Origin of the sequence: Hymenobacter perfusus (genome assembly GCF_003944765.1) — a bacterium.
Taxonomy (GTDB): domain Bacteria; phylum Bacteroidota; class Bacteroidia; order Cytophagales; family Hymenobacteraceae; genus Hymenobacter; species Hymenobacter perfusus.
Genome location: NZ_RWIU01000002.1, coordinates 845,732 through 869,158, shown reverse-complemented (window position 1 = coordinate 869,158; position 23,427 = coordinate 845,732). Strand labels below are relative to the sequence as shown.

Sequence of the window (23,427 nt, the reverse complement as noted above, 5' to 3'; positions counted from 1 at the left end):
CGAGCCATTAACGGCTTAAAACGCTTCCGGGCTGTGGCGACCCGCTTTGATAAACGAGCGGCGAACTACTTTGCCACCTGCTGCTTGATTGCCGCCTTGACCTGGCTCTAATTGTAAACACTCCCTAATTTAGGCGGAAGTTGCAGCCGCGTATCCTTTTTCACCATGCTCAGCGTTATTATTCCCACTTACAACGAAGCCGCCAACATCGGCCGGCTGGTGGCCGACCTGCGCCGCTACGCCCCGCCGGGCACCGTGGAAATTCTGGTGGTGGATGCCGCCAGCCCCGACGGTACCGCCGAGGTAGCGCGCGCCGCCGGGGCTACCGTATTACAGTCCCCCCGATCCGGCCGCGCCGTGCAAATGAACCACGGAGCGCGGCAGGCCCAGGGCGATATTTTCTATTTCGTGCACGCCGACGTGTGCATCCACCCCGACTACGTGGCGACTGTACGAGCGGCCGTGGCCCAGGGCCACGCGGCGGGCTGCTACCGCTTCCGCTTCGATTCGCCGCACCCGCTGCTGCGTATTAATAGCTACGGCACACGCTTCAAAGGCATTATGAGCCGGGGCGGCGACCAGACCCTGTTTGTGACGCGGGCGCTGTTTGAGCAGTTGGGGGGCTTCAATGAGCGGTTTGTGATAATGGAGGACTTCGAGCTTATCCAGCGCATCCGGCGGGTGGCCAGCTTCCACATCGTGCCGCAGAACGTAGTGGTGTCGGCGCGTAAGTACGCAACCAACTCCTGGCTGCGCGTGCAGCTGGCCAACCTCACGGCCTTCGCTCTGTACTTCCTCAAGGTGTCGCCGCCGCGCATTGCCCGCACCTACAAAGCCTTACTCAACTACCGCTGATGCCGCCCGCTCCGCTCCCCCGCGTGCTCGTAACGGGTGCCAACGGCTTTCTGGGCCGCCACCTCGTGGCCGAGCTGCTGCGCCGCAGCTACCCCGTGCGGGTGCTGGTGCGGCCCGGTAGCCCGGCCAGCGCGGCCCTGCCGCCCCTGGCTTCGCTGCCCATTGAGGTGTGCGAATTTGATTTAGCTCCGGCTGCCGCCAAAGCAACTATGACGCATCTCGCCGCGGGCTGTGGGGCCATCATTCACGCTGCGGCGGTGGCCCAGGTCAATCCGGCCCGCAACCCGGCCGTAGTTCTGGCCAATCTGGGGGCCACCGAAAATGCCCTCCGCATGGCGCGGCAGCCAGGAATTGAGCGTTTCGTGTACGTGGGCACCGCCAATGTCTTCGGCTTCGGCACCCAAGCCCGGCCCGGCGACGAAACCCGGCCCTACGCCGGCCGCTGCTACGGCCTTGACTACATGGACAGCAAGCGCGCCGCTACTGACTTGGTGCTGGCCGCCGTGGCCCGCGAGCAGCTGCCCGCCGTGCTGGTGCACCCCACCTTTATGCTGGGCCCCGGCGATGCCCGGCCCACCTCCGGCGCGCTGCTGCTGGAACTGCACGCCGGCCGCCTGCCCGGCTACCCGCTGGGGGGCAAAAACTACGTGCACGTGCAGGACGTGGCCGTGGCCACCGTCAACGCCCTCACCCAGGGCCGGGTGGGCGAGTCGTACATTCTGGGCAATGAGAACCTGAGTTACCGCGAGGCCTTTGAGTTGATAAGCGGCGTACTGGGCGTAGACCCGCCACGCTGGCCGCTGCCGCCGCCGGTGGCTAATTTTTATGGTGCAGCTTGCGACCTTAAGGCCCGCCTCACCGGCCGCCCTGCCCAGGTCAACTCGGCCATGACGGCCGTGGCCAACGATGGCCACTACTTCACGGCCCAAAAAGCCCGTCACGAATTGTCGCTCCCCCAAACGCCCATCACCCAAGCCGTTGCCGAAGCCTTCGCCTGGTTTAAAACCCACGACTATGTCCAGTAAAACGGCCGGGCCACTGGCGGGACAGGTTGTGCTCATCACGGGCTCCGAATCGGGTATCGGCCGCGAAACGGCCCGCGCCTTTTGCCGGCTGGGAGCCGCCGTGGTACTCAACGGCCGCCAGCCCGCGCGCCTCGAAGCCACCCGCCAGGCCCTGGCCGCCGAGGGCTACCTGGTGGCCGCCTGCGTGGCCGACGTGACTGACTATGCTGCCTGCGAGCGGCTGGTGGCCACCGCCCTCACGGCTTTCGGCCGGCTCGATGTGCTTATTACCAATGCCAGTATTTCGCAGCGGGCCTACTTTGCTGACATGCAGCCCGAAGTGTTTCGGCAGGTGTTCGACAGCAACGTTTACGGCTCGGTGTACCCACTCAAGGCGGCCTTACCGCACCTGATAGCGGCCAGGGGCAGCGTCACGTTCATCTCCTCCATCTCGGCCCTCAACGGCATGCCCAGCGGCTCGGCCTACTGCGCCGGCAAGGCAGCGCTGGCCAACCTGGCCCACACCCTGCGCCTGGAACTGGCTGATACCGGCGTGCATTTCGGGGTGGTGTACATCGGCTTCACCCAGAACGACCCCGATAAGCGCGTGCTTGATGCGGCGGGCCAGCCTGTGCCCATCGCGCACCGCCCGCCGCGCTGGCAAAAATCGCAGGCCCAGGTGGCAGCCATCATCCTGAGCCACGTACGGCGGCGGCGGCGGCGCACGGTCATTTCAGCGCTGGGCCGACTTATTTTGGTGGTGCACGCGCTGCTGCCCCGCTTGGGCGACTGGGTGGTGTTAACTTCCCAGCGCCGGCTGCGCAAGTTCTACGAATAGCTCACTGGCAATCTGTTTTACCCGTTTTTTTCGTATTTAAACTTAAAGCTTCGCACATGGAAACCTATTACAACCCCGCTGACCTCAAGAAATTTGGCAACATCGGCGAGTTTCAGAAGGAATTTGCCGATAAGTTTTTCGCTTATTACGGGGCCGTATTTGCCGAAGGCGCCCTCACGGCGCGCGAGAAGTCGCTCATCGCCCTGGCCGTGGCCCACGCCGTGCAGTGCCCCTACTGCATCGACGCCTACTCGGCCGACACGCTCGAAAAAGGCTGCACCGAGCCCGAAATGATGGAGGCCGTGCACGTAGCTGCCGCCATTCGCGGCGGGGCCACGCTGGTGCACGGCGTGCAGATGATGAACAAAGTCAAAGAGTTATCGATGTAATTAAGAAACAAGCACGTTCATGCTGAGTGCAGCGCTCAACATGAACGTTATTTTTTATCTATCGAATTAATAGACAGCCTCCCGTTTCCATGACAAAATCCCTCAAGGCTACCGGCAATCAGCTCGCCGACTCGGCTTTTCAGCTCACCGTGCTGCGCCAGGAAGTGGTGGATGTGCTGCACCTACCACCTTTTCACCACAAGATGCGCGAGGTAGGGTTGTTTCCGCTCACGCCGGTAGCGCCGGCGGTGCTGCAAATCAACGTGGGCAAAATGTGCAACCAAGTGTGCAAGCACTGCCACGTAGATGCCGGCCCCGACCGCAAGGAAATCATGACCCGCGAGACGATGCAGCTCTGCCTCAACGCGCTGGCCCAGAACAATATTCCGACGGTGGACCTCACCGGCGGCGCGCCCGAGATGAACCCCGACTTCCGGTGGTTTGTGGAGCAGATTTCGGCCCTGGGCCGCAAGGTGCTGGTGCGCTGCAACCTGACTATCATCGTGGCTAATAAGAAATACCACGACCTGCCCGAGTTTTTCAAAAAGCACGGCGTGGAGGTGGTTAGTTCGCTGCCCTTTTATTCGGCCGATAAAACCGACCGCCAGCGCGGCGACGGTGTGTTCGATGACTCCATCAAGGCACTCAAAATGCTAAACGCTGTGGGCTACGGCCAGCCCGGCAGCGGTCTGACCCTGAACCTGGTGTATAACCCGGCCGGCGCCTTTATGCCCGGCCCGCAGGCGGCCCTGGAGCGGCAGTTCAAGCAGGCGCTGCTCAAAGACCACGGCATCGTCTTTAACAGCCTGTTTGCTATCACCAACCTGCCGGTGAGCCGCTTTCTCGATTACCTGGTGGAGTCGGGCAACTACGCGGGCTACATGGAAAAGCTGGTGACTGCCTTCAACCCCACGGCGGCTACCGGCGTGATGTGCCGTGACACCATTTCGGTGGGCTGGGACGGCGGCCTCTACGACTGCGACTTCAACCAGATGCTCGACCTGCACGTGGCCAGCACCAGCCAGCACATCCGCGACTTCGACGCCGCGGCTCTGGCCCAACGGCCCATCGTGCTCAACCAGCACTGCTACGGCTGCACGGCGGGTGCCGGCTCCAGCTGCGGCGGCACGGTGGCCTAGGGCTTAGCGCCCGTTTTTTTCGGCCCGTGGCCTGTTCTGGCAGGTCGCGGGCTTTTTTGACTTCCCACTGCCCGGCCAGCTTATGCCCCCAACCTTACGCCAATGCCTGTTTGCCGAAGTCCTCGGCACCGCTTTCCTCCTCATTTTCGGCACTGGCGCGGTGGTCGTGGATGAGCAATTCCACAACATCGGCCACGGCGGGGTGGCGGCGGCCTTCGGGCTTATCGTGCTCATTATCATTCAGGGCCTCGGGCACGTGAGCGGCGCGCACGTCAACCCGGCCGTGACGATTGGCTTCTGGGCGGCGGGGCGGTTTCCGGGCCGCCGGGTGCTGCCCTACGTGGCAGCGCAGCTGCTGGGGGCTGGGCTGGGCAGCGGGGCAGTGTGGTTGCTGGCGGCCCCCGGCTCGTCGCTGGGTGCCACGCTGCCGGCCCACGGGGCCGCCCAGGCGTTTGGCGTCGAACTGGGCCTCACGTTCTGGCTGATGCTCATTATCCTGCGCGTCACGGCCAGCTACTACGAGCAAGGACTGCTGGTAGGCCTTATCATCAGCGCCGTGGTGGGCCTGGAGGCGCTGGTGGGTGGCCCCCTCAGCGGGGCTTCCATGAACCCGGCCCGCTCGCTGGCCCCGGCTTTGCTGAGCGGCAACTGGACTGCCGCCTGGGTCTACGTAACCGCGCCGCTGGCCGGCGTGCTGCTGGCCGTGCTGGCCAACCGGCTGCTGGAGCCGGCGCCGGCCGCTACGCCTGCTGAAAAAGCCGGTTGAAGGCCGGCGGCAGCAGCCACCGTAGATATAAGAGCATTAGCAGTCGTTAATAGGCTTTGCGCAGCATGTCGGCGTACTCGTTGGGCAGCGGCGAGGCCTCTACCGCCTGCGCCGCCCTCTCCACGTCGTATTCCACGCGAACCAACTCTGAGCGCACACTGTGCGGGTCGGTGAGCTTCGTATTTTCGCCCAGGTGCAGCAGCTGGTACGCGGCGCGGGGGTCGCCGTCCTTGGGCTTGCCTACCGAGCCGATGTTGAGGGCGTGGCGGTAGCGGGTTTCGCCGGCCACTTCGTAGGCGAAGGTGCGGTGGTAGGGCTTGTGGGTGTGGCCAAACAGCATAATATCGGCGTTGGCCTCGGCCAGCACCCGCAGAAAGCTGGCCTCGGGCCGGTCCTCAAACAGGTACTCGTTGATTTTACGCGGCGAGCCGTGCACCATCAGCAGGTTCAGCGTGCAGGGCTCCTCCTGATATTCCAGCCGCATGTGCTTGGGCAGCAGGCGCAGGTAGCGCCGCTCCTCTTCGCCCACCACGTGGTTGGTGTAGGCAATGCTTTGCGCGCCCAGGTCCCTTTCGGTGTCGGTTTTGTAGGCGCAGCCGCAGTTGCTGCTGGCCAGCCCGATGCCCTGGTCGTAGTTGCCGGCCAGCGTGGGGATGCCCCGGCGGCGTACCTCGTTCACCACTTCATTGGGCCAGGGCGCGTAGCCCACCAGGTCGCCGAGGCAGAAAATCAGGTCGGGCCGGCGCTGCTCCATATCGGCCAGCACCGCTTCCAGGGCCGGCAGGTTGCCGTGCACGTCGGAAAAAAAGGCAATCGTCATCGAAATCGGGAGGAAGGAATAGGGAGAAAAATCAAGCGGCGCGACCCTTGCGAGTTGCGCCGCCTGGCCAGCTTAGCAGCACCCGCCGCCTGGCGTGCAGCCACCGGCCGTTTGTAGCTGGGGCAGCGCGAATTGCTGGGCGTCCGGAATGCCGCAGGCATCCTGGGCCAGGCAGGCCGTTTGCTTGGCCGTGAGTAAGAAATCGGTGCCGTCGAAGGTCAGGCCGAACTTGCCGATGGTCTGCTGCTGATATTCTACCTCAATGTCCAGGTCTTCGCGTCCCAGGATTTTCTCGGAGAGCTGCAGGATGTGCAGGAATTTCTGAGGGGCTAAGCGGTGGTCGTAGTCGCCGGCCTCCCAGAGCTGGAAGTTGGCCACGGTTTCCCGGCGCTCCACGCCGCCGCAGTCGATGAAGTGCTTGCTCACCAAACCCACTTCCGTGACGTGGAAATGGGGCGGCAGGTACTCGCCCGTGGGCAGGCGAAAACTGATAGCTTCCACTTCGGTCAGGGCCTGCTTTATTTCTTTGATTTTCATGTTTTTGCTGCTTAAAATGAGGAAAATTAAAGTAACGGTAGTTAGCAGGCGCAGGCATCATCGGGGCCGCAAACAGCGCCGCTCGTGGCCTCAATGAAAAAGGCGGTAAACTGCTGGTGCACCCGCTGCAGCAGCGCGGTATTGAGGCAGTAACAGACCGTGAGGCCGTCAATCTCGCCGCGTATCAAATCCAGCGCCTTCAGCTCCTGCAGGTGCTGCGACACGGTGGTGCGGGACAGGGGCAGTTCGGCGGCGATGTCGCCGGAAATGCAGGTCTGCTTGCTGGCCAGCAACTGGATGATGGCCACCCGCGCCGGGTGGGCCAGGGCCTTAGCCACGCGGGCTAATTGTTGTTGCTCTTCGGTGAAGGCGGCGGTTTTAGCGTAGGTCATGAGGGAGAAGTAGCGGGAGGGGCCGGGGCAGTAGTCGTTGCCGCCAGCAAGTGGGTGAGCGAGGTTTAAGTCCGCTGGAACACATGAAGAAACAGCAGACCTGAAAGAATGTCGTAAATATACGTCATTCTATGTCGCATACTTACGACATAGAATGACGTATATTTTCCCCCGCTTCGGAATTGAGCATCGTCAAGCCGTTTCCAGAGTGGTTGCGGAGTCAGTCAGTGGCTCCGCAACCACCTTAGTCTGAGTCCTTCCCGGATGGGAAGTGTGTTTTTTTTTGCGCTAGCTTCGAATCCCGTCTGGCAATTTTGGCTATCCGGTAACAAGTCTTCTTACTACCTTTCTACAATGCGGCTTTCTTTTCTGGTCGGCTCGATTTACCTCCTGCTTTGCACGGAAGTGGCGGCCCAAACACCCGATTCGCTGGCCGCCCCGGTGCCCACGGGCGCGGCCGTAGTGCTGCCGCCCGCCGACACGCTGTTTCGGGTGTACGGCCGGGTGGGCTCGTTTGGGCCAAAGGAGCGGGCCGAGGCCATTGCGCGCCGGCTCGAGGGCTTGCTACAGGCCCCGCTATTCTCCCCCGATTCGCTGACCGTGGTGGATGCCGAGCAGGATTCGGAAATCGTGTACGGCGACCAGCTGCTGCTGAGCGTGGGCGCGGCCGAGGCCCAGGCCCTGGGCCAGCCCCGGCCGGCGGTAGCGCGGCAGTACCTCGCCATTTTGCGCACCCGCCTGGCCACCGCCCGGCAAGCCAGCAGCTTGCCCGAGCTGCTGAGGCGCGGCGGGCTGGCCCTGCTCACCCTGCTCATGCTGGCCGGGCTGATTTACGGGCTGAACCGCTTTTTCCGTGGCATCAACCAGCGGATTCTGCGCTGGCGCGGCAGCCCAATCAAGCCCTTGATTATTAACGGGTACGAATTACTGACCCAGGAGCGGCAGCTGGAAGTGCTGCGCACGCTACTCAAGCTGTTGCGCCTGACGCTGGTGCTCCTCACGCTGTACCTGGCCCTGCCGCTGCTGTTCGGGCTGTTTCCCTGGACCGAGGGCATCTCGCGCAAGCTACTGGGCTACGTGCTGGGACCGGTGCAGCGCGTGGTGTGGAGCGTGGTGCACTACGTGCCCAACCTGCTCACCATCGTGGTTATCTACTTCTTCACCACGTATGCCGTGCGCCTGCTGCGCTTTCTGGCGGGCGAGGTGGCGGCGGGCAAGCTGGTGATTGAGGGCTTTTACCCCGACTGGGCGCTGCCGACCTTTAACCTGCTGCGGTTTGCGCTCTACGTGTTCATGTTCATCGTGATTTTCCCCTATCTGCCGGGCTCCGATTCGCCGGTGTTTCAGGGGGTGTCGGTGCTGCTGGGCTTTATCATTTCGTTTGGCTCGACCTCGGCCATCGGCAACGTCATTGCCGGTATCGTCATCACCTACATGCGTCCCTACAAGGTGGGCGACCGGGTGAAAATCGGGGACGTGACGGGCGACGTGCTCGAAAAAACACTGCTCGTGACGCGCCTGCGCACCATCAAGAATGAGGACGTCACCATTCCCAACTCCAACATCCTCTCGGGCCATACCATCAACTATACGGCCGCCGCCGCGCACGAGGGACTGATTCTGCACACGGCCGTGACCATCGGCTACGACGTGCCCTGGCCCAAAGTCCACGAGCTATTGCTAGCCGCCGCCCGCGCCACCGAGGGCGTGGAGGCCGCGCCCGCCCCCTTCGTGCTGCAAACCAGCCTCGATGATTTCTACGTGGCTTACCAGCTCAACGCCTATACCCGGCTGCCCCACCGACAGGCGGGGCTGTATTCGCTGCTGCACCAGCACATTCAGGACGAATTCGCGCGCGCCGGCATCGAAATCATGTCGCCGCACTACCGGGCCACCCGCACCGGGGCCGAGGCCGGCAGCACCATTCCGCCCGCCCCCATCGGAATGCAACCGTAGGGCCGCCCCCGCGGTACACCCCCGGATATGAACAAGCTCAAAGCCCTGTGGCTAACCCTGGATTCCAGCCTCTGGTTTGTACCCACCCTGATGGTGCTGGCCGCCCTCGGGGCCGCCTACGGGCTGGTGCACCTCGACCTCTACGTAGGTGCCGGCTGGACGAGCCGCTACCCGCTGCTGTTCGGGGCCGGCGCGGCCGGCGCGCGGGGCATGCTCTCGGCCATCGCCGGCTCCATGATTACGGTGGCGGGCCTCATCTTCTCGCTCACGCTCTCCACGCTGGCGCAGGTCGCCAGCCAGTACACCTCGCGGCTGCTGCGCAACTTCATGCGGGACCGCACCAACCAGGTGGTAATGGGCTTTTTCGTGAGCATTTTCGTGTACTGCCTGGCCGTGCTGCGCACCATTCGGGGCGGCGACGAGGGTGGCTTCGTGCCGTCGCTGGCGGTGGCCTTTGGGCTGCTGCTGGCGTTGGTGAGCATCGGAATGCTGATTTTCTTTATTCACCACATTGCCTCCTCCATTCAGGCGGCCAACATCGTGGCCGGGGTAGCCGATGAAACGGTTAAGCTGCTCGACAAAGTATTTCCTACACGCCTGGGCGACGACGCCACGCCCGCCGAGCGCGCCGACCTGGCCGCTGGCCCCGAGTTACACTGGCAGCCGCTGCCCGCTCCCACTACGGGCTACGTGCAGGGCATCGACCGCGCCGCGCTCCTGACGTTTGCCCAGCAAGCAGGCGTCATCGTGCGGATGGAGCACGCCATTGGCAGCTTCGTGCAGGAAGAGGAAACGCTGGCCTCGGTGGCCAGCCCCGACGGCCGGCCCCTGCCCGCCGCATCCGATTTGGCCAAGGGATTGGCCAACGGCTACCGCCTCGGCAACCAGCGCACCCTCGACCAGGACGTGGGTTTCGGGCTGCGCCAGCTGGTGGATATTGCCCTGAAAGCCCTGTCGCCGGGCATCAACGACGTGACCACGGCCGTGATGTGCGTCGACCGCCTGGGGGCGCTGCTGCGCACGCTGGCCGGCCGGCACCTGGCCAGCTCCGTGCGCGCCGAGGCCGGGCAGGTGCGCGTGCTCACCATCGACCCGGATTTTACCAGCTACCTCGGCACCGCCTTCGACCAGGTTCGGGCCAACGCGGCGGCGGCCCTGGCCATCTATCTGCGCCTGCTGCTGGCCCTGACCAAGGTAGCACCCCACTGCTCGGCCGAAGCCAGCCGCGCGGCCCTGCGCCAGCAGGCCGACCTCACGCTGGCCGCCGCCGAAGCTAACCTGGCCGTGGCCTACGACCTCGACCAGGTGCGGGCCCGCTACCAGGAGCTACAGGCGGCGCTTCGGGCGCTGCCGGCCGGGGGCTGAGCTATTCGGTACCGCCTAGCCGGGCCAGCACCTCGGCCGGCAGTTCCAGTGTGCGCATGGGGAAGGGAATGACGATGCCAGCCGCGTCAAAGGCCTGCTTGATGCGCATGATGGCTTCGCTCCTGGCCCCCACGTAGTCGGCCTGCCGCCGATACGGAATCCAGAAACGCAGGCTGAACGTGATGGCGCTGTCGGCAAAGCTGGTGAACATCACCTGCGGCGCGGGCTCGGCCAGCAGCTCCGGAAAATCGGTCATGGCAGCCAGCACCACAGCGCGCACCTGCGTCAAATCGGACGAATAGGCCACGCCGCACTCCACATCGACGCGGCGGCGGGTGGTGACGGTGAAATTGGTGACGGCGCTTTCAAACACCTTGCGGTTGGGCACGCGCACCAGCTCGCCGGTTACCTGGCGCAGGTCGAGGGTGCGCAGGTTGATGCGCTCGATGGTACCGAAAAAGGTTTCGGTCTGAATCACGTCGCCCACCGTGAAGGGCCGCTGTACGGCAATGATGATGCCGCTGATAAAGTTGGCCGCAATATCCTGAAAGGCAAAGCCCAGCGCCAGCCCGATAATACCCACACCGGCCAGCAGGGAGGTTACCGTCTTGTCGAGCCCCAGTACTTCGAGCCCGAAAAAAGTACCCACCAGCAGCACCGTCACATAGGCCAGCGTGCTGATGAGGCTGTGCAGCGTAACGGCCCCCGGCGACATGCGCGGCAGCACGCTGACCAGCGCCCGCCGCGTGAGCCGGGCCACGAACACCGTCGCCACCAGTATCAGTGCAGTAATCAGCAGGTTGGGGAGCAGCAAAATAAACTGTTCCATCCACCCCAGAAGCTTGTGCGAAAGCAAGTCAAACGTGCGGCGAATCTCAATCATGCAGCAAAAAATGGCAGTGCGAATAGTTACTCAGTACGCAGCCCGGCCGGTTGGCGGCCAACCGGCCGGGTGCGGCGTCAGTCCGCGCTTTTTTCCGGCTGAGGCGCGGCGGCGGCTTGTTCGGCCTGCTCCCGCTGCGCTTCGGCCCGCGACTGGGGCACCTCGCCCGGGCCGGCGGGCCAGCCTTCGCGCTGGGTTTTGCGGTTGCCGTCGGTGGTTTCAGTCTGGTCGTGCAGCAGGATTTGCTGGGTCGGGAACGGCAGGTCGATGCCGTGGGCGGTGAGCGTGTTTTTGATGGCTTCCAGCACCCGGTCCTGCGCATCCATGATGTCGGCGCGGCGCGGCGGGTTTATCCACCAGCGGGCGCGGATGTTAACGCTGCTGCCGGCCAAATCTACCACCAGGGCCTCGGGGGCGGGGTCGGCCAGCACGCCCGCCACGCCGCGCATGGCTTCGATAATGAGCTGGCGGGCCTGACCAATATCGTCGCCGTAGCCGATACCGATGTCGTATTGCAGGCGGCGCATATCGTAGGCCGTGTTCACGGTCACGACGTTGATAAACAGCTCGGCGTTGGGGATGACCACCCGCCGGCCGTCGTAGGTTTTGATGGTGGTGGCGCGGGTCTGAATCGTTTCGACGGTGCCCTCGAATTCCTTGTATTTTATCTGGTCGTTGATTTTAAACGGCTCAGTAACCAGCAGCAGAATACCGGCCAGAAAGTTCTGGAAAATGTCCTTGAAGGCGAAGCCGATGGCCACCCCGCCCACGCCCAGCGCGCTGATGAGGCTGGCCGGCGTGAAGCTGGGCACCATGATAGTCACCGTCACCAAAATTCCCAGCAGCAGGGCGGATACGTAAGATAAGCGGCTCAGCAGCAGCTTCAGGCTCTGGCTTTGGTGCCGGTTCTGCACCAGCCGCTCGACGAGCGACTGCACGCCCCGCGCCACAAAAACGAAGACCACGAACACCACCAGCCCGAAGAGTAGGTTGGGGAGCAGCGCCATAAAATCACGGCCCATCTGGTTGATTTTCTGCCAGGCAATTGAAAAGTCCATACGTTGAAAAAAAAAGGAATGAAGGCCCGCCGACGCCGGTAAAATCCGACGATGCCTCTTACGGGCCCGTACCAATAGGGGGGTAAAAAATCAGCTTGTCGTGACCAAAGTTTCCTCGGGCGAGGAATTGCAGCAGCAGGCGCAGCGAGGCGATAAACGCTTGTTGGTAAGTAGCGGCGAAGGCAGGCAGCGTTGCCAACCGGGCAAGCAATGTCGCGGAAGCAGGTGCCGGTTGGCCGTCAGCCGAACGAGTTGGCCCTGCTCCTGCTCGTCAGACAGCAGCGGCTGGTACAAGAAGTCGATACAATATGGCTCAGGCCGGCTGGTGGTGGCGTTGTAGAGCTGCGCGGGGTCGCGCGCGCCATGAACGACTCCCCGGTTTGGCAGACGCCGTCGAGCAAATCGACAAAGCCCTGCGCGACGGCTTCCGGCAGTGAATTCCTACTACCTTCGCGGCCACGTTCTTTGTCTGTTTTACTAGTCAGACGAGCGGTAGGTGGCCCGGCCGGTCGGCGGGGCCCGAAAAGGGAACCGGGTGCAACTCCCGGACAGACGCGCTACTGTAATGGCCCGCCACCCCGGTGGCAACGGCTCCCCCACGCAGCCCATTGCCGCCCTAGGGCCGGTGAGAAGGGCGGGGAACCGGGCCTGAGTCAGGAGACCTGCCTGCCGCTGTTGATGATGAGGCTTCTTCGCGACCTGAGAGCCTTGTTGGGTGCTGCCACGGCCGGCCGGTTTCCGGCCCGCAACCCGGGAATGGGAAAACCTACGCCCGGGCGCAGCATAGCCGTGGGCGTGGCACTCAGCGGGGAGCAACTCCAGGAAGCGTATGAGGCCGCCGAAACGGGCCGGGAAGGTGCATTCATCCACCTTTTTTCCAGTTTCCATGTCCACGCTTGCCGACAAAATCACGCGCGCCGAAACGCGCATCTTCAAGGCCGTTTTCCCCAACACCACCAACCACTATGACACCCTGTTCGGGGGCACTACCCTGCACATGATGGACGAAGTGGCCTTCATCACGGCCACCCGCTTCTCGCGTCTCAAAATGGTCACGGTATCCTCCGACAAGGTCGATTTCACCCACCCCATTCCCGGCGGCACGCTGGTGGAGCTCATCGGGCGGGTGGAGCACGTGGGCAACACCAGCCTAAAAGTGCGGGTGGAGCTGTTTGTGGAGCAGATGTACTCCGAGGAGCGCCACCGGGCCGTGTCGGGCCTGTTCACCTTTGTGGCCGTGGATGAAAACAAGCGGCCCGTCCGAATCCTGCCCGCTACGGCCGCCTGAGCCGGTTTTACCGCCAAAGCCGTTTGGCAGACGAAGTATGGTTTGACGGCCAGCCGGCGGGCCGGGTGCCCCGCCAGATTGCTGTCGGCCGGCCGGCGGCAATCTGGCGGGGCAACTGAGTCGTAAGTGGGACGTAAACAAGATTTTTTCGGACTAGGCTGAACTATTCCAACCCCGCCTGCGGTTTTGCCTGCCATTCCCCCTCTGTCTCATCTTAGATATGGCCGCTGAAAAGGACTACACCCCGCAGATGAATGCCCGCCTGGAACAATCGTTCCGGGAAGCGGATCAAGCCCGCGAAGATTTAACCGATTCTATGGCAAACTCAGTAGCCGCCAACTGCGACCTGCTTCACCACGGCCTCATCAGCGCCAAGGGCCTGGAAGTAACCACCGAAATGTACCGCCACCTGCTGGGTAACCTGCTGCGCCACCCTTCGGGGGAAGTGCGGGCCCAGACTTTGATGCTTTTCAACGAGGCCATGGAGGAATACTGGCCCCGTCTGCAGGGACCGGCCGTCGGCAAAACCCAGCCTACCACCGACGGTAACGGGCGGAGCAGCCGCTAAAGCCCGTTCCCACCTTACCCGCCGCCCCGGCTGCGGTCTGCCCACTGAACCGCTCTGGTTTGGTGCCCAGACCGCGGCCGGGGCGGCGGCATGTAGCGGGGCCGCGTATCTTTGCGCTTCCTTGATTCCAGTACCGGTTCAGAGGCTAACTCCCTTTCACCCCTTTTACCCCCATGTCCCTTCCCCAGGAACTTGAGCTGCTGCTGCCCCCGGAAGTAGCCTACGATGAGCTGGCCCGCTACCGCGCCCTGCTCGATGCCGCCGGCCTCGTGCCCGGCCAGGCCGATTTTGTGCATCTGCGCAAACGCTCCATCGATGCCCGGGGCCGCCAGCCGCTGGTGCGCCTGCGCGCCGACATCTATCGCGCCGCCCCGCCCGCCGACTTGTTCGGCCCCTGGTTCCGCTACCCCAACGTCAGCCAGGCCACCCGCTCGGTGCTGATTGTGGGCGCCGGCCCGGCCGGACTGTTTGCCGCCCTGCGGGCCATTGAGCTGGGCATAAAACCCATTGTACTGGAGCGCGGCAAAGATGTACGCACCCGCCGCCGCGACCTGGCCGCCCTCAACAAAGACCACCTCGTCAACCCCGAGTCGAACTACTGCTTCGGCGAAGGCGGGGCCGGCACCTACTCTGACGGCAAGCTATACACCCGCTCCAGTAAGCGCGGCGACATTCAGCGCATCCTGCGGATTTTGGTGCAACACGGCGCCACCTCCGACATTCTGGTGGATGCCCACCCCCACATCGGCACCAACAAGCTGCCCTCGGTAGTGGCCGCCCTGCGCGACAGTGTGCGCGAGGCCGGCGGCGAGGTGCGCTTTGATACCCGCGTAGACGACCTGCTGCTGACCGGCTCGCACCTGCGCGGGGTGGTTACCAGCACCGGCGAGGAGCTGACGGCCGACGCCGTGATTCTGGCCACCGGCCACTCGGCCCGGGATATGTACGAGCTGCTGCACCGGCGCGGCGTGCTCATCGAGGCCAAGCCGTTTGCTTTGGGCGTGCGCGTGGAGCACCCTCAGCAGCTCATCGACCAGGCCCAGTATCGTCGCCAGGACCGGGGCCAGCTGCCGGCCGCCTCCTACTCCCTGGTCCACCAGACGCAGTGGCAGCAGCGGCAGCGGGGCGTGTTTTCGTTCTGCATGTGCCCGGGCGGCTTTATCGTGCCGGCTGCCACGGCCCCCGGCGAGGTAGTGGTGAACGGCATGAGCCCCAGCCGCCGCGACTCACGCTTTGCCAACTCGGGCATTGTGGCGGCCGTGGAGCTAGAGGATATGGACGTGCGCCAGTACGGGGCGCTGGCCGGTCTGCGGTTTCAGCAGGAAATTGAGCAGCGCGCCTGCCGGCGGGCCGGCAACACCCAGTTGGCCCCGGCCCAGCTGCTGGGCGACTTCTTGAAAAAGAAAACCTCCGCCGCGCTACTCGAAACCAGCTACCAGCCCGGCCTGGTATCGGTGCCGATGGATGAGGTACTGGGCGCGGGCCTCGCGGACCGGCTGCGGCAGGGCTTCCAGAACTTCGGCCGCAAGATTCCCGGTTACGCCACCAACCTGGCCCAGATTGTGGGCGTGGAAAGCCGCACCTCCTCCCCCGTGCGCATCCCCCGCGACCGGGAAACGCTGCAGCACCCGGATGTGCGCGGCCTGTTCCCCTGCGGCGAAGGGGCGGGCTACGCCGGCGGCATCGTCTCGGCCGCCATGGATGGCGAGCGGTGCGCGGAAGCCGTACTGGCACTCGTGTAGGGATTTTTCTCGCTCATCTTCGGTATAGCCCAAGTGGCGGGGTCCGGTAGTACGGGCCCCGCCACTTGGGCTATACCGGGGTACCGTTTCTCCCTGAGCATGCTACGACAGGCTATTTCGGGGGAGTATTGCAACGATTCCGAGCGGACCAAGCTCCTGTTATTGTTCGTTTGCAGGTCGCAGCCGGCTTTACTCTATTTTCTTCTCTTTATGCTCAGTCGTTCCGTTGGCATCGGTGCCGCTCTACTTATCACTCCGTTGCTGAGCCTGGCTCAGACCACTACGCCGGAAGTTCCCCGCTATTACGTCGGCCTTTCGGCTTTCACCAGCTCCAACCAACGCCTGAGCCGGGAGCTTGATGCCAGCAAATGGCCACCCTTGCAGCTGACGCTGGGCTACCAGTTTCGGCCGCGCCTGGCCGTACAGGTAAGTGCGGCCTACAGCAACAGCGCCGGATCCAGCACAAACAACATCCTGGACATCTATGGGGGCTCGGCCGGTACATATCGGATTGACTACCGGAATACGGCCTTGAGCATAACGGCGCTGGGACGCTACACGCTTACCCGCAGGCTAAGCCGCCGCTTCCAGCTTGATGCCCTCGGGGGCTTTACCCTTGACCGCGCCACCTATCAGAGCGAAGGATTTTATCCGGCTCTCGGAAACCCAGCCGAGAGCATTCCCTTCCGCAGAGCCTCTGACGTGAACCAGTATTCGCTGAACGTGGGGCCGAGTCTCCGTTACCGCTTGGTTGGCGGGCTGGAAGCCGTGGCGGAAGGCACAGTCAATATGGATTTACGCTCGCCGCGCGTGGTGACCACCTCCGGGGCCGTTGGAGTGCGCTACCGGTTTGGTCGCTAGGGCGGGGCGGGCTGCAGCAGAGGCAACCAGCACAACGGCTAACCGTCTTTCGGGCGCGGCTTACTTGCCGCCACGAAACTAATACGGCTGTTTTTGCGTGATAGGGACCTTCACGGACACCAACCAGCTGTCAGCAAAAACAGCCGTCAGCCATTAACTGAACTCATGAAAAAGACCCTTGTCCTGGGCGCTACCGATAACCCCGCCCGTTACGCCTACCGCGCCGTGCATCAGCTCAAAAGCCACGGCCATGAAGTGGTACCGGTGGGTATCCGCAAAGGCTCGGTAGCCGGCCTGGAAATCCGCAACGACCGGCCCGCCGCCGAGGGCGTGGATACCGTGACGCTCTACGTAGGCCCCCAGAACCAACCCGCCTGGTACGACTATATTCTGGACCTGAACCCCAAGCGCATCATCTTCAACCCCGGCACTGAAAACCCGGAGCTGGAAGAACTGGCCCAGCAGCGCGGCATTCAAACCGAAGAAGCCTGCACGCTGGTGATGCTAAGCGTGGGGCAGTACTAACAGCGTAGGCAAAGACTACACGTCAAAAGTCAAAGCCCCGTTTGTCATCCGGAGTACCGCGAAGAACCTTCATGCGAGCGGAACGAGTCGTTATTACGATTACCGTTCTGACGTGATAAGGTCCTTCGCGGCATTCAGGATGACAAACGGGGCTTTGTCCGTTTTTCCATTGCCCGAAATTTTTCTCTTCTTTCCAGGCAACCCCTGCGGCCCCACCGCCATCTAGCCCCTCAAACGACCTGCTCCTGACGCAAACTTTACGCCTTTTCCCGTGACCGATGTTGAGCTGATAGCCGCCTGCCGCCAAGGCAGCAGCCGCGCCCAAAAACTGCTGTACGAGCGGTTCGCGGGCCTGATGCTGTCTGTGTGCCTGCGCTACCTGCGCCGGCGCGAGGACGCGGAAGAAGCCCTGATTGTGGGCTTCACTAAAGTATTCCGGGCCCTTGACCAGTACCGGCACGAAGGCTCTTTCGAGGGCTGGATCCGGCGCATCGTGGTAAACGAAGCCCTGGGGATGCTGCGCCGCAAGGAGCCGCTGCACATGGCCATCGACGACCTGACCTACGACGTACCGGCTACTGCCGCCGAGGCCGAAAGTCAGCTCAACGCGGCTGATATGCTGGCCCTGCTGGCTGACTTGCCCGCCGGCTACCGCACTGTTTTCAACCTGTACGCCCTGGAGGGCTACACCCACCCCGAAATCGGCGAGCTGCTCGGTATTTCGGAGGGCACCAGCAAGTCGCAGCTCAGCAAGGCCCGGGGCATGCTCCAGCGCCGCCTCGCGGTGGCCAGTGCCCAGGCCCGGCCCGCTTCCACCTCCTCACCCAAAGAACTGTATGCAACCGGAAGATATTGATAAGCTGTTTCGCGACCAGCTCGCGAACCACGCCCCCACCCCGCCAGCTTTCGTCTGGGACGCCATTGAGGCCGAAATTCAGCCCCGCAAGCGGCGGCCGGCCATGTGGCTGGCCGCCGCTGCCGTGGCCCTGCTCACGCTGCTGGGCGGCGCCTGGTGGGTGCTGACGGGCGGCACCGGTAGCCCCGCCGGCCGTTCCGAAATGGCTGCCGCCCCAAGTCTTCCCTCTTTGTCGGCCCCGGCCCAGCCCGCGCCGGCCACCACCGAGCTAAACTCCGAAAAAAACACGCTGGCCCAGGCAACCCCTTCCTCCGCCTCGCCATCTAGCCCAACAGAAGCCCCGGCCACTGCGCCGGCCGCCGTAGTGGCCACTACGACGCCCGCTTCGGAAGCCCGGTCCGCGGGTGTACAACCGGACCCCGCTCCCGCAAGCCGCCGGATCAGCCGGCCTCGTGCTTCTGAGCCGCAGCAACTGGCTGTGGCTGCCTCCCTGCCAGCCGTGCAGCCCCGGGCAACGGACCAGAATCCCGCCGAAACGGCCTTCAACCGCCCGGAAGCCCCCCTGGCTCAGCCCACGGACCTGCCTGCCCACACCGTGGCCCTCACCGGCCCCATTGAGGTAGAAGTGCGCAACGCTGCTGCGGCTCCGGCCCCGGTAGTTCCGGCCCACCGGCCCCGGCTGGTGTCCTTGCTGCGGCAGGCCCGCAACGTGGTGCAGGGCGAAAAGGTGAGCCTCACGGCCGCCGGCTTGCCCGAATCGGTGACGGTGCAGGCCCGCCTGGCGGGTCACACGCTCACCAAAGTCATTCAACTCTAACTCTCCCCGCTTTCAGCGCCCTTCGTTATGAAACGCCTCCCCGTTCTCCTCGCCGCTTTGCTTCTCGGTGCTGCTTCCGCCAGCCAGGCCAAAACGCTGCCCCGCCTCGCGCCCCCCGTTGCCAACGACGACACCATTGTGGTGAAACTGCCAAACCAGGCCACCATGACCCTGTTCGTGAAAAACAAAGCCCAGCTGCGCGAATTGCGTCAGTACAAGCTCGACTCCCTGCTGGTGCTGCTTGATGGCTACATCACCCAGGCCGAGGCCGCCGGCAAAAACTCCAAGTCGGAGCAGGTGACCATGGAATTCTACCCCGCCAAGGAGCAGCCCGGCAAGCAGGTACCCGAGCAGATCCGCATCACGGTGCGCAACCAGGGCACTGGCGCGAAAACCACCAAATCGGCCGACCACGTGGATGTGACGCTGGGCCGCGTGTTCGGGGTATCGGTGGATGAAAGCACCGATGGCGGCTCCGACCGGGTATCGGTGCGGGTGGGGGCTACCGCCGCTTCCGACTCGGTGCGCAACGCCGAGCGGAAAGCCAAGCAGGAGGAACGCGCCAACCGCGCCGTGCACAGCAACTTTGATATCGACCTGGGCCTGAACGCGCTGGTGGATAAGGGTCCCGGGGCCAACGGCGTTACGCCCGACCTGCGGCCCATCGGCTCACGCTATATCAGCCTGAACTGGCACTACGATATCCGGCTGGGCCGCAAAGGCTCCCCGCTGTACCTACGCACCGGCCCCGAGCTGGGCTTCAGCAATTACATGCTGGAGGGCAACTACCAGTTCGTCAGCACCAATGGCGTAACCACCATTGTGCAGGCCGATGCGAGCCGCAACCTGGAAAAAAGCAAGCTGGCCGTTACCACCCTCAACCTGCCCTTGATGCCCATGCTCAGCTTTCAGGACAAGAAGGGCAAGGATGCCTTCCGGATCGGGGCCGGCGGGTTTGTGGGCTACCGGCTGGGCTCGCGCACCAAAATCAAGTATCAGGAAGACGGCAACACCAAGAAGGACAAGGACCGCGGCAACTACAACCTGGAAGATTTCCAGTACGGCGTGCAGGGCCTCATCGGCATCCGCGGCATCGACCTGTTCGTGAAGTACAACCTCAACGATACGTTTAAAACCAACCGCGGCCCCCAGGCCCAAACCCTGAGCTTCGGCGTCTCGCTGTTGAATTAGCATTGAAATAGTGAGCTAGTGAAATGGTGAGTTTGACGTTCTGCTTGCGCCATCAGGCCCGGTAGAGCGTCAAACTCACCATTTCACTTAGCTCACTACTTCACTGCTCGTTCCGGTAAAAATTATCCAGCAGAATGGCGGCCGATACGGCCACGTTGAGGCTTTCGGCCTGGCCCCGGCCGGGAATGTGCAGGCGCTGGGTGAGGCAGGCCTCCACGGGCGGCGTGAGGCCGTGGCTTTCACTGCCCATTACCAGCACGCCCGCCGGGCGCAGCGTCAGGCGGTGCACGTTGTCGCCGTGCAGGTCGGCGCCGTACACGGGCAGCTCCGGGGCGAGGCTGCCGAGCCACTCGGGCAGGTTGCGCTGCCACACCGGTACGCGGGTAAACGAGCCCATGGTGGCGGCCACGGTTTTCGGTGCCCAGGGGTCGGCGCAGGTATCGGAGCAGACGACGCCGGCCAGCCCGTACCAGTCGGCCAGCCGGATGAGGGTGCCCACGTTGCCCGGGTCGCGCACCTCATCCAGGGCCAGCAGCAGCTGATTGGGGTCCGGCAGCAGCGGTTTTTCCTCGGGCAGGCGCGCAATGGCCAGGGCCGTATTATTGGTGCTGAGCGTACCCAGGTGGGTCAGTTCCGCCTCCGACACCACGTCCACGGGCAGGCCGGCGGGCAGTTCCGCCTGAATTTTCTCGTTGAATTCAGCCGTAATGAGGAGGCGTTCCGTTAGAATCCCAGAACTTAGCAGCTCCCGCACGCTTTTCCCCCCTTCTACCAGAAAGGCTCCGTGCCGGAGTCGGTACTTCTTCAGGTGCAGCGCGTGCACGTATTTCGCTACTGCTTTTGAAACCATATTCGCAGATTAACGGCCAGCCCTCAACGGGATTTTTTAGAGGAAAATACCCTTCGCGACTGGCGCTGGGCAGTCTGCTGCTGGCGGGCGGGCTGGGTGCCTGCTCACCGCTGCGGCTGCTGCAGCCGGGCCAGCGGCTGCTGAGCCAGGTGAAGGTGGAAGGCACGAAAGAGGCCGATGCGTTGCGCCTGCAAACGCTGGTGCAGCAGAAGCCCAACAGTTCCTTTCCGCTGCCAAAGGTAGCCATCTACCAGCTAGGCCGCTCATTTTATAACCAGGAGCGCATTCAGGGCAAGCTGGAGGCCGACCGTGCCAAATACGACCAGCTCATCCGGGCGGCCGGCACCGATTCCTCGGAAGTGGGCAAGCTCCTGACCAAGCGGGAGCGGCACGTCCGCCGCCACCAGCTGGCCCTGGATAAGGGCAACGCCATTATGCGGCTGGGCGAGCCGCCAGTTATCTATGATTCCTCACTCACGGCTACTTCAGCCGAGCAGCTGGGCACCTTTCTGAAATCGAAAGGCTTTTTCCGCAGCTCCGTTGCCGTCACCGATACGGTGCCAACGCGGCGGTTTGCACCGCTACGCATCTTCGCCCTGCAGTCCCCCTTCCATACCGACTCGCAGCGCGTGACCGTGACGTACCGGATTCACGAAGGGCCGGCGTTCAAGTACTCCCAGCTTGATTATGACATTGCTGACACGGCCGTGGCCCGCCGGGTGCTGGCCAGCCAAGCGCAGAGCCTGCTGCGCGTGGGCAACCAGTACGACGAGGAAGTAATTGGCAATGAGCGTGGCCGCATCGAGAATCTGCTGAAAAATCAGGGCTATTTCGACTTCCGCCAGCAATATATTACGCTGGAGGCCGATACCAGCTTTGCCCCGACGACGGTTCGTCTGCGCACAATTATCAGCAAGCCGACGCGGGGTGAGCAGCACCGCCTGTACACCATCCGCAACGTCAGTTTCATTACCGATGCCGGCATCGTGCGCTTCGGGCAGCAGCGCGACACCATTGTGCGCGACTCGGTGAAGTACCTGGCCTATCGGCACCGCTTCGGCACCAAGTCCCTGGACCGCAAGCTGGTGGTACGCCCCGGCCAGCCGTACAGCCTGAGCAAAACCCAGCTCACCCAACGGCAGCTGGCGGGCCTGGATATGTTCCGCTTCAGCACCGTGACGTACCGGCGCGTGCGGGGCCCGGAAGCACCGGCCGACTCGGCCCGGGGCCTGCTGGATGCCACCGTGAATGCCTCTCCGGCCAAGAAATTTCAGGAAACAACTGAATTCGGCGGCACGTACGTGGCGGGCCGACCCGGCCCTTTTGGTAACGTTCGCCTTAAAGTGCGCAATGTATTCGGGGGCTCCGAGGTGCTGGAGTTTGGCCTGCGGGCGGGTTTCGAAGGCCAGCTGAACCTGACCGGCACCAACACCGGCGAGGGCGACACGGGCAGCAAAAGTGTACTTACCACCCAGCTGGGCGGCAATGTGAACCTGGTGCTGCCGCAGTTTCTGCTGCCGTGGCGGGGCAACCGCTACCTGAGCCAGTACAACCCGCGCACCCGCTTCAACGCTTCCTACACCTACGTCAATCGCCCCGATTATACCCGCACGAACGTGGAAGGCACGTTCGACTACCTCTGGCAACGCTCCGCCTATCTGCAGTATGTGCTCACGCCGATTGACGTGAGCATTATCCGGACGGCGAATATCGACCCAGACTTTGCGCAATATCTGCGCAACCTGGAAATTCAGCAGGGCTCCCCGCTGCTGCGCAGCTTCGATAACCTGTTCATTCCCAGCTTCAACGCCACCGCCCTTTACAACTCCAACGACTTCAACGAAACCCGAGACGCGCGCTACCTGCGCCTGTTTGCCGAGCTAGGCGGACTCACCCGCAGCCTGTATCAGGATCAGCCCCTCATCAACAACCAGGACAACCCCAAAAGCAACGCCCTCAAAATCTACGATTTCGGCAAGTTCACGGCCGATTATCGTCGCTACCACAAGCTGGGCCCCGACTCGTATCTGGTGTACCGGCTGGCGGGCGGAGCGGCCACGGCTCTGAGTGCGACCAGCGTCACGACCATTGTGGAAGGCGTCCCAACCACCAACCGCTCCTTTCTGGTACCCTACGACAAGTACTTGTTTGCCGGGGGCAGTTCCAGCGTGCGGGCCTGGAAACCGCGCCGGCTGGGGGTTGGGTCGTATACGCAGTACAAGTATGACCCCAACAACCCCACGGAATTTCTACTGGTTAACGGCCAGAAAGTGCGTGACTACGACCTGGAACAGCCCGGCGAGTTGCTGCTGGAAGGCAACGTGGAGTACCGTTTCCCAATTTACAGCTTCTTCAAAGGGGCTTTCTTCACGGATTTCGGCAACGTGTGGGTTATCCGTGCCGACCCCCGCCGGGAAGGGGCTCAGTTTCAGCTCAACAAGTTTTACCGGGAGCTGGCCGTGGGCTCCGGCTTCGGCCTGCGCTTTGATTTCGACTTCCTGATTCTGCGGCTGGATATTGCCACCAAAGTCTACGACCCCACCGCGCCGGGCAACAAGTGGGTTATCCGCAACTTCAGCCTGCGCGAGGACCAGTCGGCCTTTAACCTGGGCATTGGGTATCCATTCTAGGCAAGTAGTGAACTGGTGAACGAAAGAAAACGCCCCGGCAGATCTGCCGGGGCGTTTTGCTTGTGGTGGATGAAACTGTTTTGCACCCACCACAACT

The 23,427-nt window shown here is 63.1% G+C and carries 23 protein-coding genes and 1 riboswitch; of the genes, 17 read left to right on the top strand and 6 right to left on the bottom strand.

Annotated features, from left to right (window positions below; all coding sequences use genetic code 11):
* The first annotated feature begins 165 nt into the window (after positions 1-165).
* The 6 genes from EI293_RS09985 to EI293_RS09960 all read left to right on the top strand — a co-directional run bounded on the left by EI293_RS09985 (position 166) and on the right by EI293_RS09960 (position 4,991).
* On the top strand, positions 166-855 hold the full coding sequence (locus EI293_RS09985; RefSeq protein ID WP_125437084.1) for a TIGR04283 family arsenosugar biosynthesis glycosyltransferase: 690 nt from the start codon (positions 166-168) through the stop codon (positions 853-855).
* Positions 855-1,880 carry an NAD-dependent epimerase/dehydratase family protein gene (locus tag EI293_RS09980; protein ID WP_125437082.1) on the top strand — a complete coding sequence of 342 codons (1,026 nt, stop codon included), beginning with the start codon at positions 855-857 and terminating at the stop codon, positions 1,878-1,880. The genes EI293_RS09985 and EI293_RS09980 overlap by 1 nt, the downstream gene beginning before the upstream one ends.
* Positions 1,870-2,697 carry an SDR family oxidoreductase gene (locus EI293_RS09975; RefSeq protein WP_246010591.1) on the top strand — a complete coding sequence of 276 codons (828 nt, stop codon included), beginning with the start codon at positions 1,870-1,872 and terminating at the stop codon, positions 2,695-2,697. The genes EI293_RS09980 and EI293_RS09975 overlap by 11 nt, the downstream gene beginning before the upstream one ends.
* Before the next feature lie 56 nt (positions 2,698-2,753).
* On the top strand, positions 2,754-3,086 hold the full coding sequence (locus EI293_RS09970; protein WP_068229436.1) for an arsenosugar biosynthesis-associated peroxidase-like protein: 333 nt from the start codon (positions 2,754-2,756) through the stop codon (positions 3,084-3,086).
* 89 nt (positions 3,087-3,175) lie between these two features.
* Complete coding sequence (gene arsS / locus EI293_RS09965; RefSeq protein ID WP_125437078.1) at positions 3,176-4,225, top strand: arsenosugar biosynthesis radical SAM (seleno)protein ArsS; 1,050 nt, start codon at positions 3,176-3,178, stop codon at positions 4,223-4,225.
* Between the two features lie 82 nt (positions 4,226-4,307).
* Positions 4,308-4,991 (top strand): MIP/aquaporin family protein, encoded by a 684-nt coding sequence (locus tag EI293_RS09960; RefSeq protein WP_125437076.1) that lies wholly within the window; start codon positions 4,308-4,310, stop codon positions 4,989-4,991.
* Positions 4,992-5,037: 46 nt separating this feature from the next.
* On the opposite strand, the gene EI293_RS09955 is transcribed toward EI293_RS09960, so the two are convergent.
* The 3 genes from EI293_RS09955 to EI293_RS09945 form a co-directional block, all read right to left on the bottom strand.
* Complete coding sequence (locus EI293_RS09955) at positions 5,038-5,811, bottom strand: metallophosphoesterase family protein (RefSeq protein WP_125437074.1); 774 nt, start codon at positions 5,809-5,811, stop codon at positions 5,038-5,040.
* 72 nt (positions 5,812-5,883) lie between these two features.
* Positions 5,884-6,348, bottom strand: coding sequence for a DUF6428 family protein (locus EI293_RS09950; RefSeq protein ID WP_125437072.1), 465 nt, complete (start codon positions 6,346-6,348; stop codon positions 5,884-5,886).
* A 41-nt stretch (positions 6,349-6,389) separates the two neighbouring features.
* Positions 6,390-6,740, bottom strand: a complete 351-nt coding sequence (locus tag EI293_RS09945) for an ArsR/SmtB family transcription factor (protein WP_125437070.1) — start codon at positions 6,738-6,740, stop codon at positions 6,390-6,392.
* Between the two features lie 354 nt (positions 6,741-7,094).
* Between EI293_RS09945 and EI293_RS09940 the strand changes: the two genes are divergently transcribed.
* Both EI293_RS09940 and EI293_RS09935 read left to right on the top strand, forming a co-directional pair.
* Entirely contained in the window at positions 7,095-8,696 is a 1,602-nt protein-coding gene (locus EI293_RS09940) for a mechanosensitive ion channel family protein (RefSeq protein ID WP_170170326.1), read from the top strand.
* 27 nt (positions 8,697-8,723) lie between these two features.
* On the top strand, positions 8,724-10,061 hold the full coding sequence (locus tag EI293_RS09935; protein WP_125437066.1) for a DUF2254 domain-containing protein: 1,338 nt from the start codon (positions 8,724-8,726) through the stop codon (positions 10,059-10,061).
* A gap of 1 nt (position 10,062) precedes the next feature.
* Here the strand turns inward: EI293_RS09935 and EI293_RS09930 are convergent, their stop codons facing one another.
* Positions 10,063-10,944 carry a mechanosensitive ion channel family protein gene (locus EI293_RS09930; protein ID WP_125437064.1) on the bottom strand — a complete coding sequence of 294 codons (882 nt, stop codon included), beginning with the start codon at positions 10,942-10,944 and terminating at the stop codon, positions 10,063-10,065.
* A gap of 77 nt (positions 10,945-11,021) precedes the next feature.
* Positions 11,022-12,002: a mechanosensitive ion channel family protein gene (locus EI293_RS09925; protein WP_125437062.1), complete on the bottom strand. Its 981-nt coding sequence runs from the start codon at positions 12,000-12,002 to the stop codon at positions 11,022-11,024.
* Positions 12,003-12,479: 477 nt separating this feature from the next.
* Positions 12,480-12,686, top strand: a riboswitch (cobalamin riboswitch).
* 202 nt (positions 12,687-12,888) lie between these two features.
* Here EI293_RS09925 and EI293_RS09920 point away from each other — a divergent pair.
* From EI293_RS09920 to EI293_RS09885, 8 genes are all read left to right on the top strand, one after another.
* Complete coding sequence (locus tag EI293_RS09920; protein WP_125437060.1) at positions 12,889-13,290, top strand: acyl-CoA thioesterase; 402 nt, start codon at positions 12,889-12,891, stop codon at positions 13,288-13,290.
* A gap of 220 nt (positions 13,291-13,510) precedes the next feature.
* Positions 13,511-13,858 (top strand): hypothetical protein, encoded by a 348-nt coding sequence (locus EI293_RS09915; protein WP_125437058.1) that lies wholly within the window; start codon positions 13,511-13,513, stop codon positions 13,856-13,858.
* A 173-nt stretch (positions 13,859-14,031) separates the two neighbouring features.
* Positions 14,032-15,600, top strand: a complete 1,569-nt coding sequence (locus EI293_RS09910) for an NAD(P)/FAD-dependent oxidoreductase (RefSeq protein WP_125437056.1) — start codon at positions 14,032-14,034, stop codon at positions 15,598-15,600.
* A 210-nt stretch (positions 15,601-15,810) separates the two neighbouring features.
* Complete coding sequence (locus EI293_RS09905) at positions 15,811-16,461, top strand: outer membrane beta-barrel protein (protein ID WP_170170325.1); 651 nt, start codon at positions 15,811-15,813, stop codon at positions 16,459-16,461.
* A gap of 165 nt (positions 16,462-16,626) precedes the next feature.
* Positions 16,627-16,986 carry a CoA-binding protein gene (locus EI293_RS09900; protein WP_125437052.1) on the top strand — a complete coding sequence of 120 codons (360 nt, stop codon included), beginning with the start codon at positions 16,627-16,629 and terminating at the stop codon, positions 16,984-16,986.
* A 271-nt stretch (positions 16,987-17,257) separates the two neighbouring features.
* Positions 17,258-17,842, top strand: a complete 585-nt coding sequence (locus tag EI293_RS09895) for an RNA polymerase sigma factor (protein ID WP_125437050.1) — start codon at positions 17,258-17,260, stop codon at positions 17,840-17,842.
* A complete protein-coding gene (locus EI293_RS09890) occupies positions 17,823-18,659 on the top strand; it encodes a hypothetical protein (protein WP_125437048.1) in 837 nt (278 codons plus the stop codon). Before EI293_RS09895 ends, EI293_RS09890 begins: the two co-directional genes overlap by 20 nt.
* 27 nt (positions 18,660-18,686) lie before the next feature.
* Positions 18,687-19,850: an outer membrane beta-barrel protein gene (locus EI293_RS09885; RefSeq protein ID WP_125437047.1), complete on the top strand. Its 1,164-nt coding sequence runs from the start codon at positions 18,687-18,689 to the stop codon at positions 19,848-19,850.
* A 100-nt stretch (positions 19,851-19,950) separates the two neighbouring features.
* Here EI293_RS09885 and EI293_RS09880 read toward each other — a convergent pair whose 3' ends face one another.
* Positions 19,951-20,700, bottom strand: coding sequence for a TrmH family RNA methyltransferase (locus EI293_RS09880; RefSeq protein ID WP_125437045.1), 750 nt, complete (start codon positions 20,698-20,700; stop codon positions 19,951-19,953).
* Between EI293_RS09880 and tamL the strand changes: the two genes are divergently transcribed.
* Positions 20,691-23,330: a translocation and assembly module lipoprotein TamL gene (tamL, locus tag EI293_RS09875; protein WP_125437043.1), complete on the top strand. Its 2,640-nt coding sequence runs from the start codon at positions 20,691-20,693 to the stop codon at positions 23,328-23,330. The genes EI293_RS09880 and tamL overlap by 10 nt on opposite strands.
* Positions 23,331-23,427: the final 97 nt, after the last annotated feature.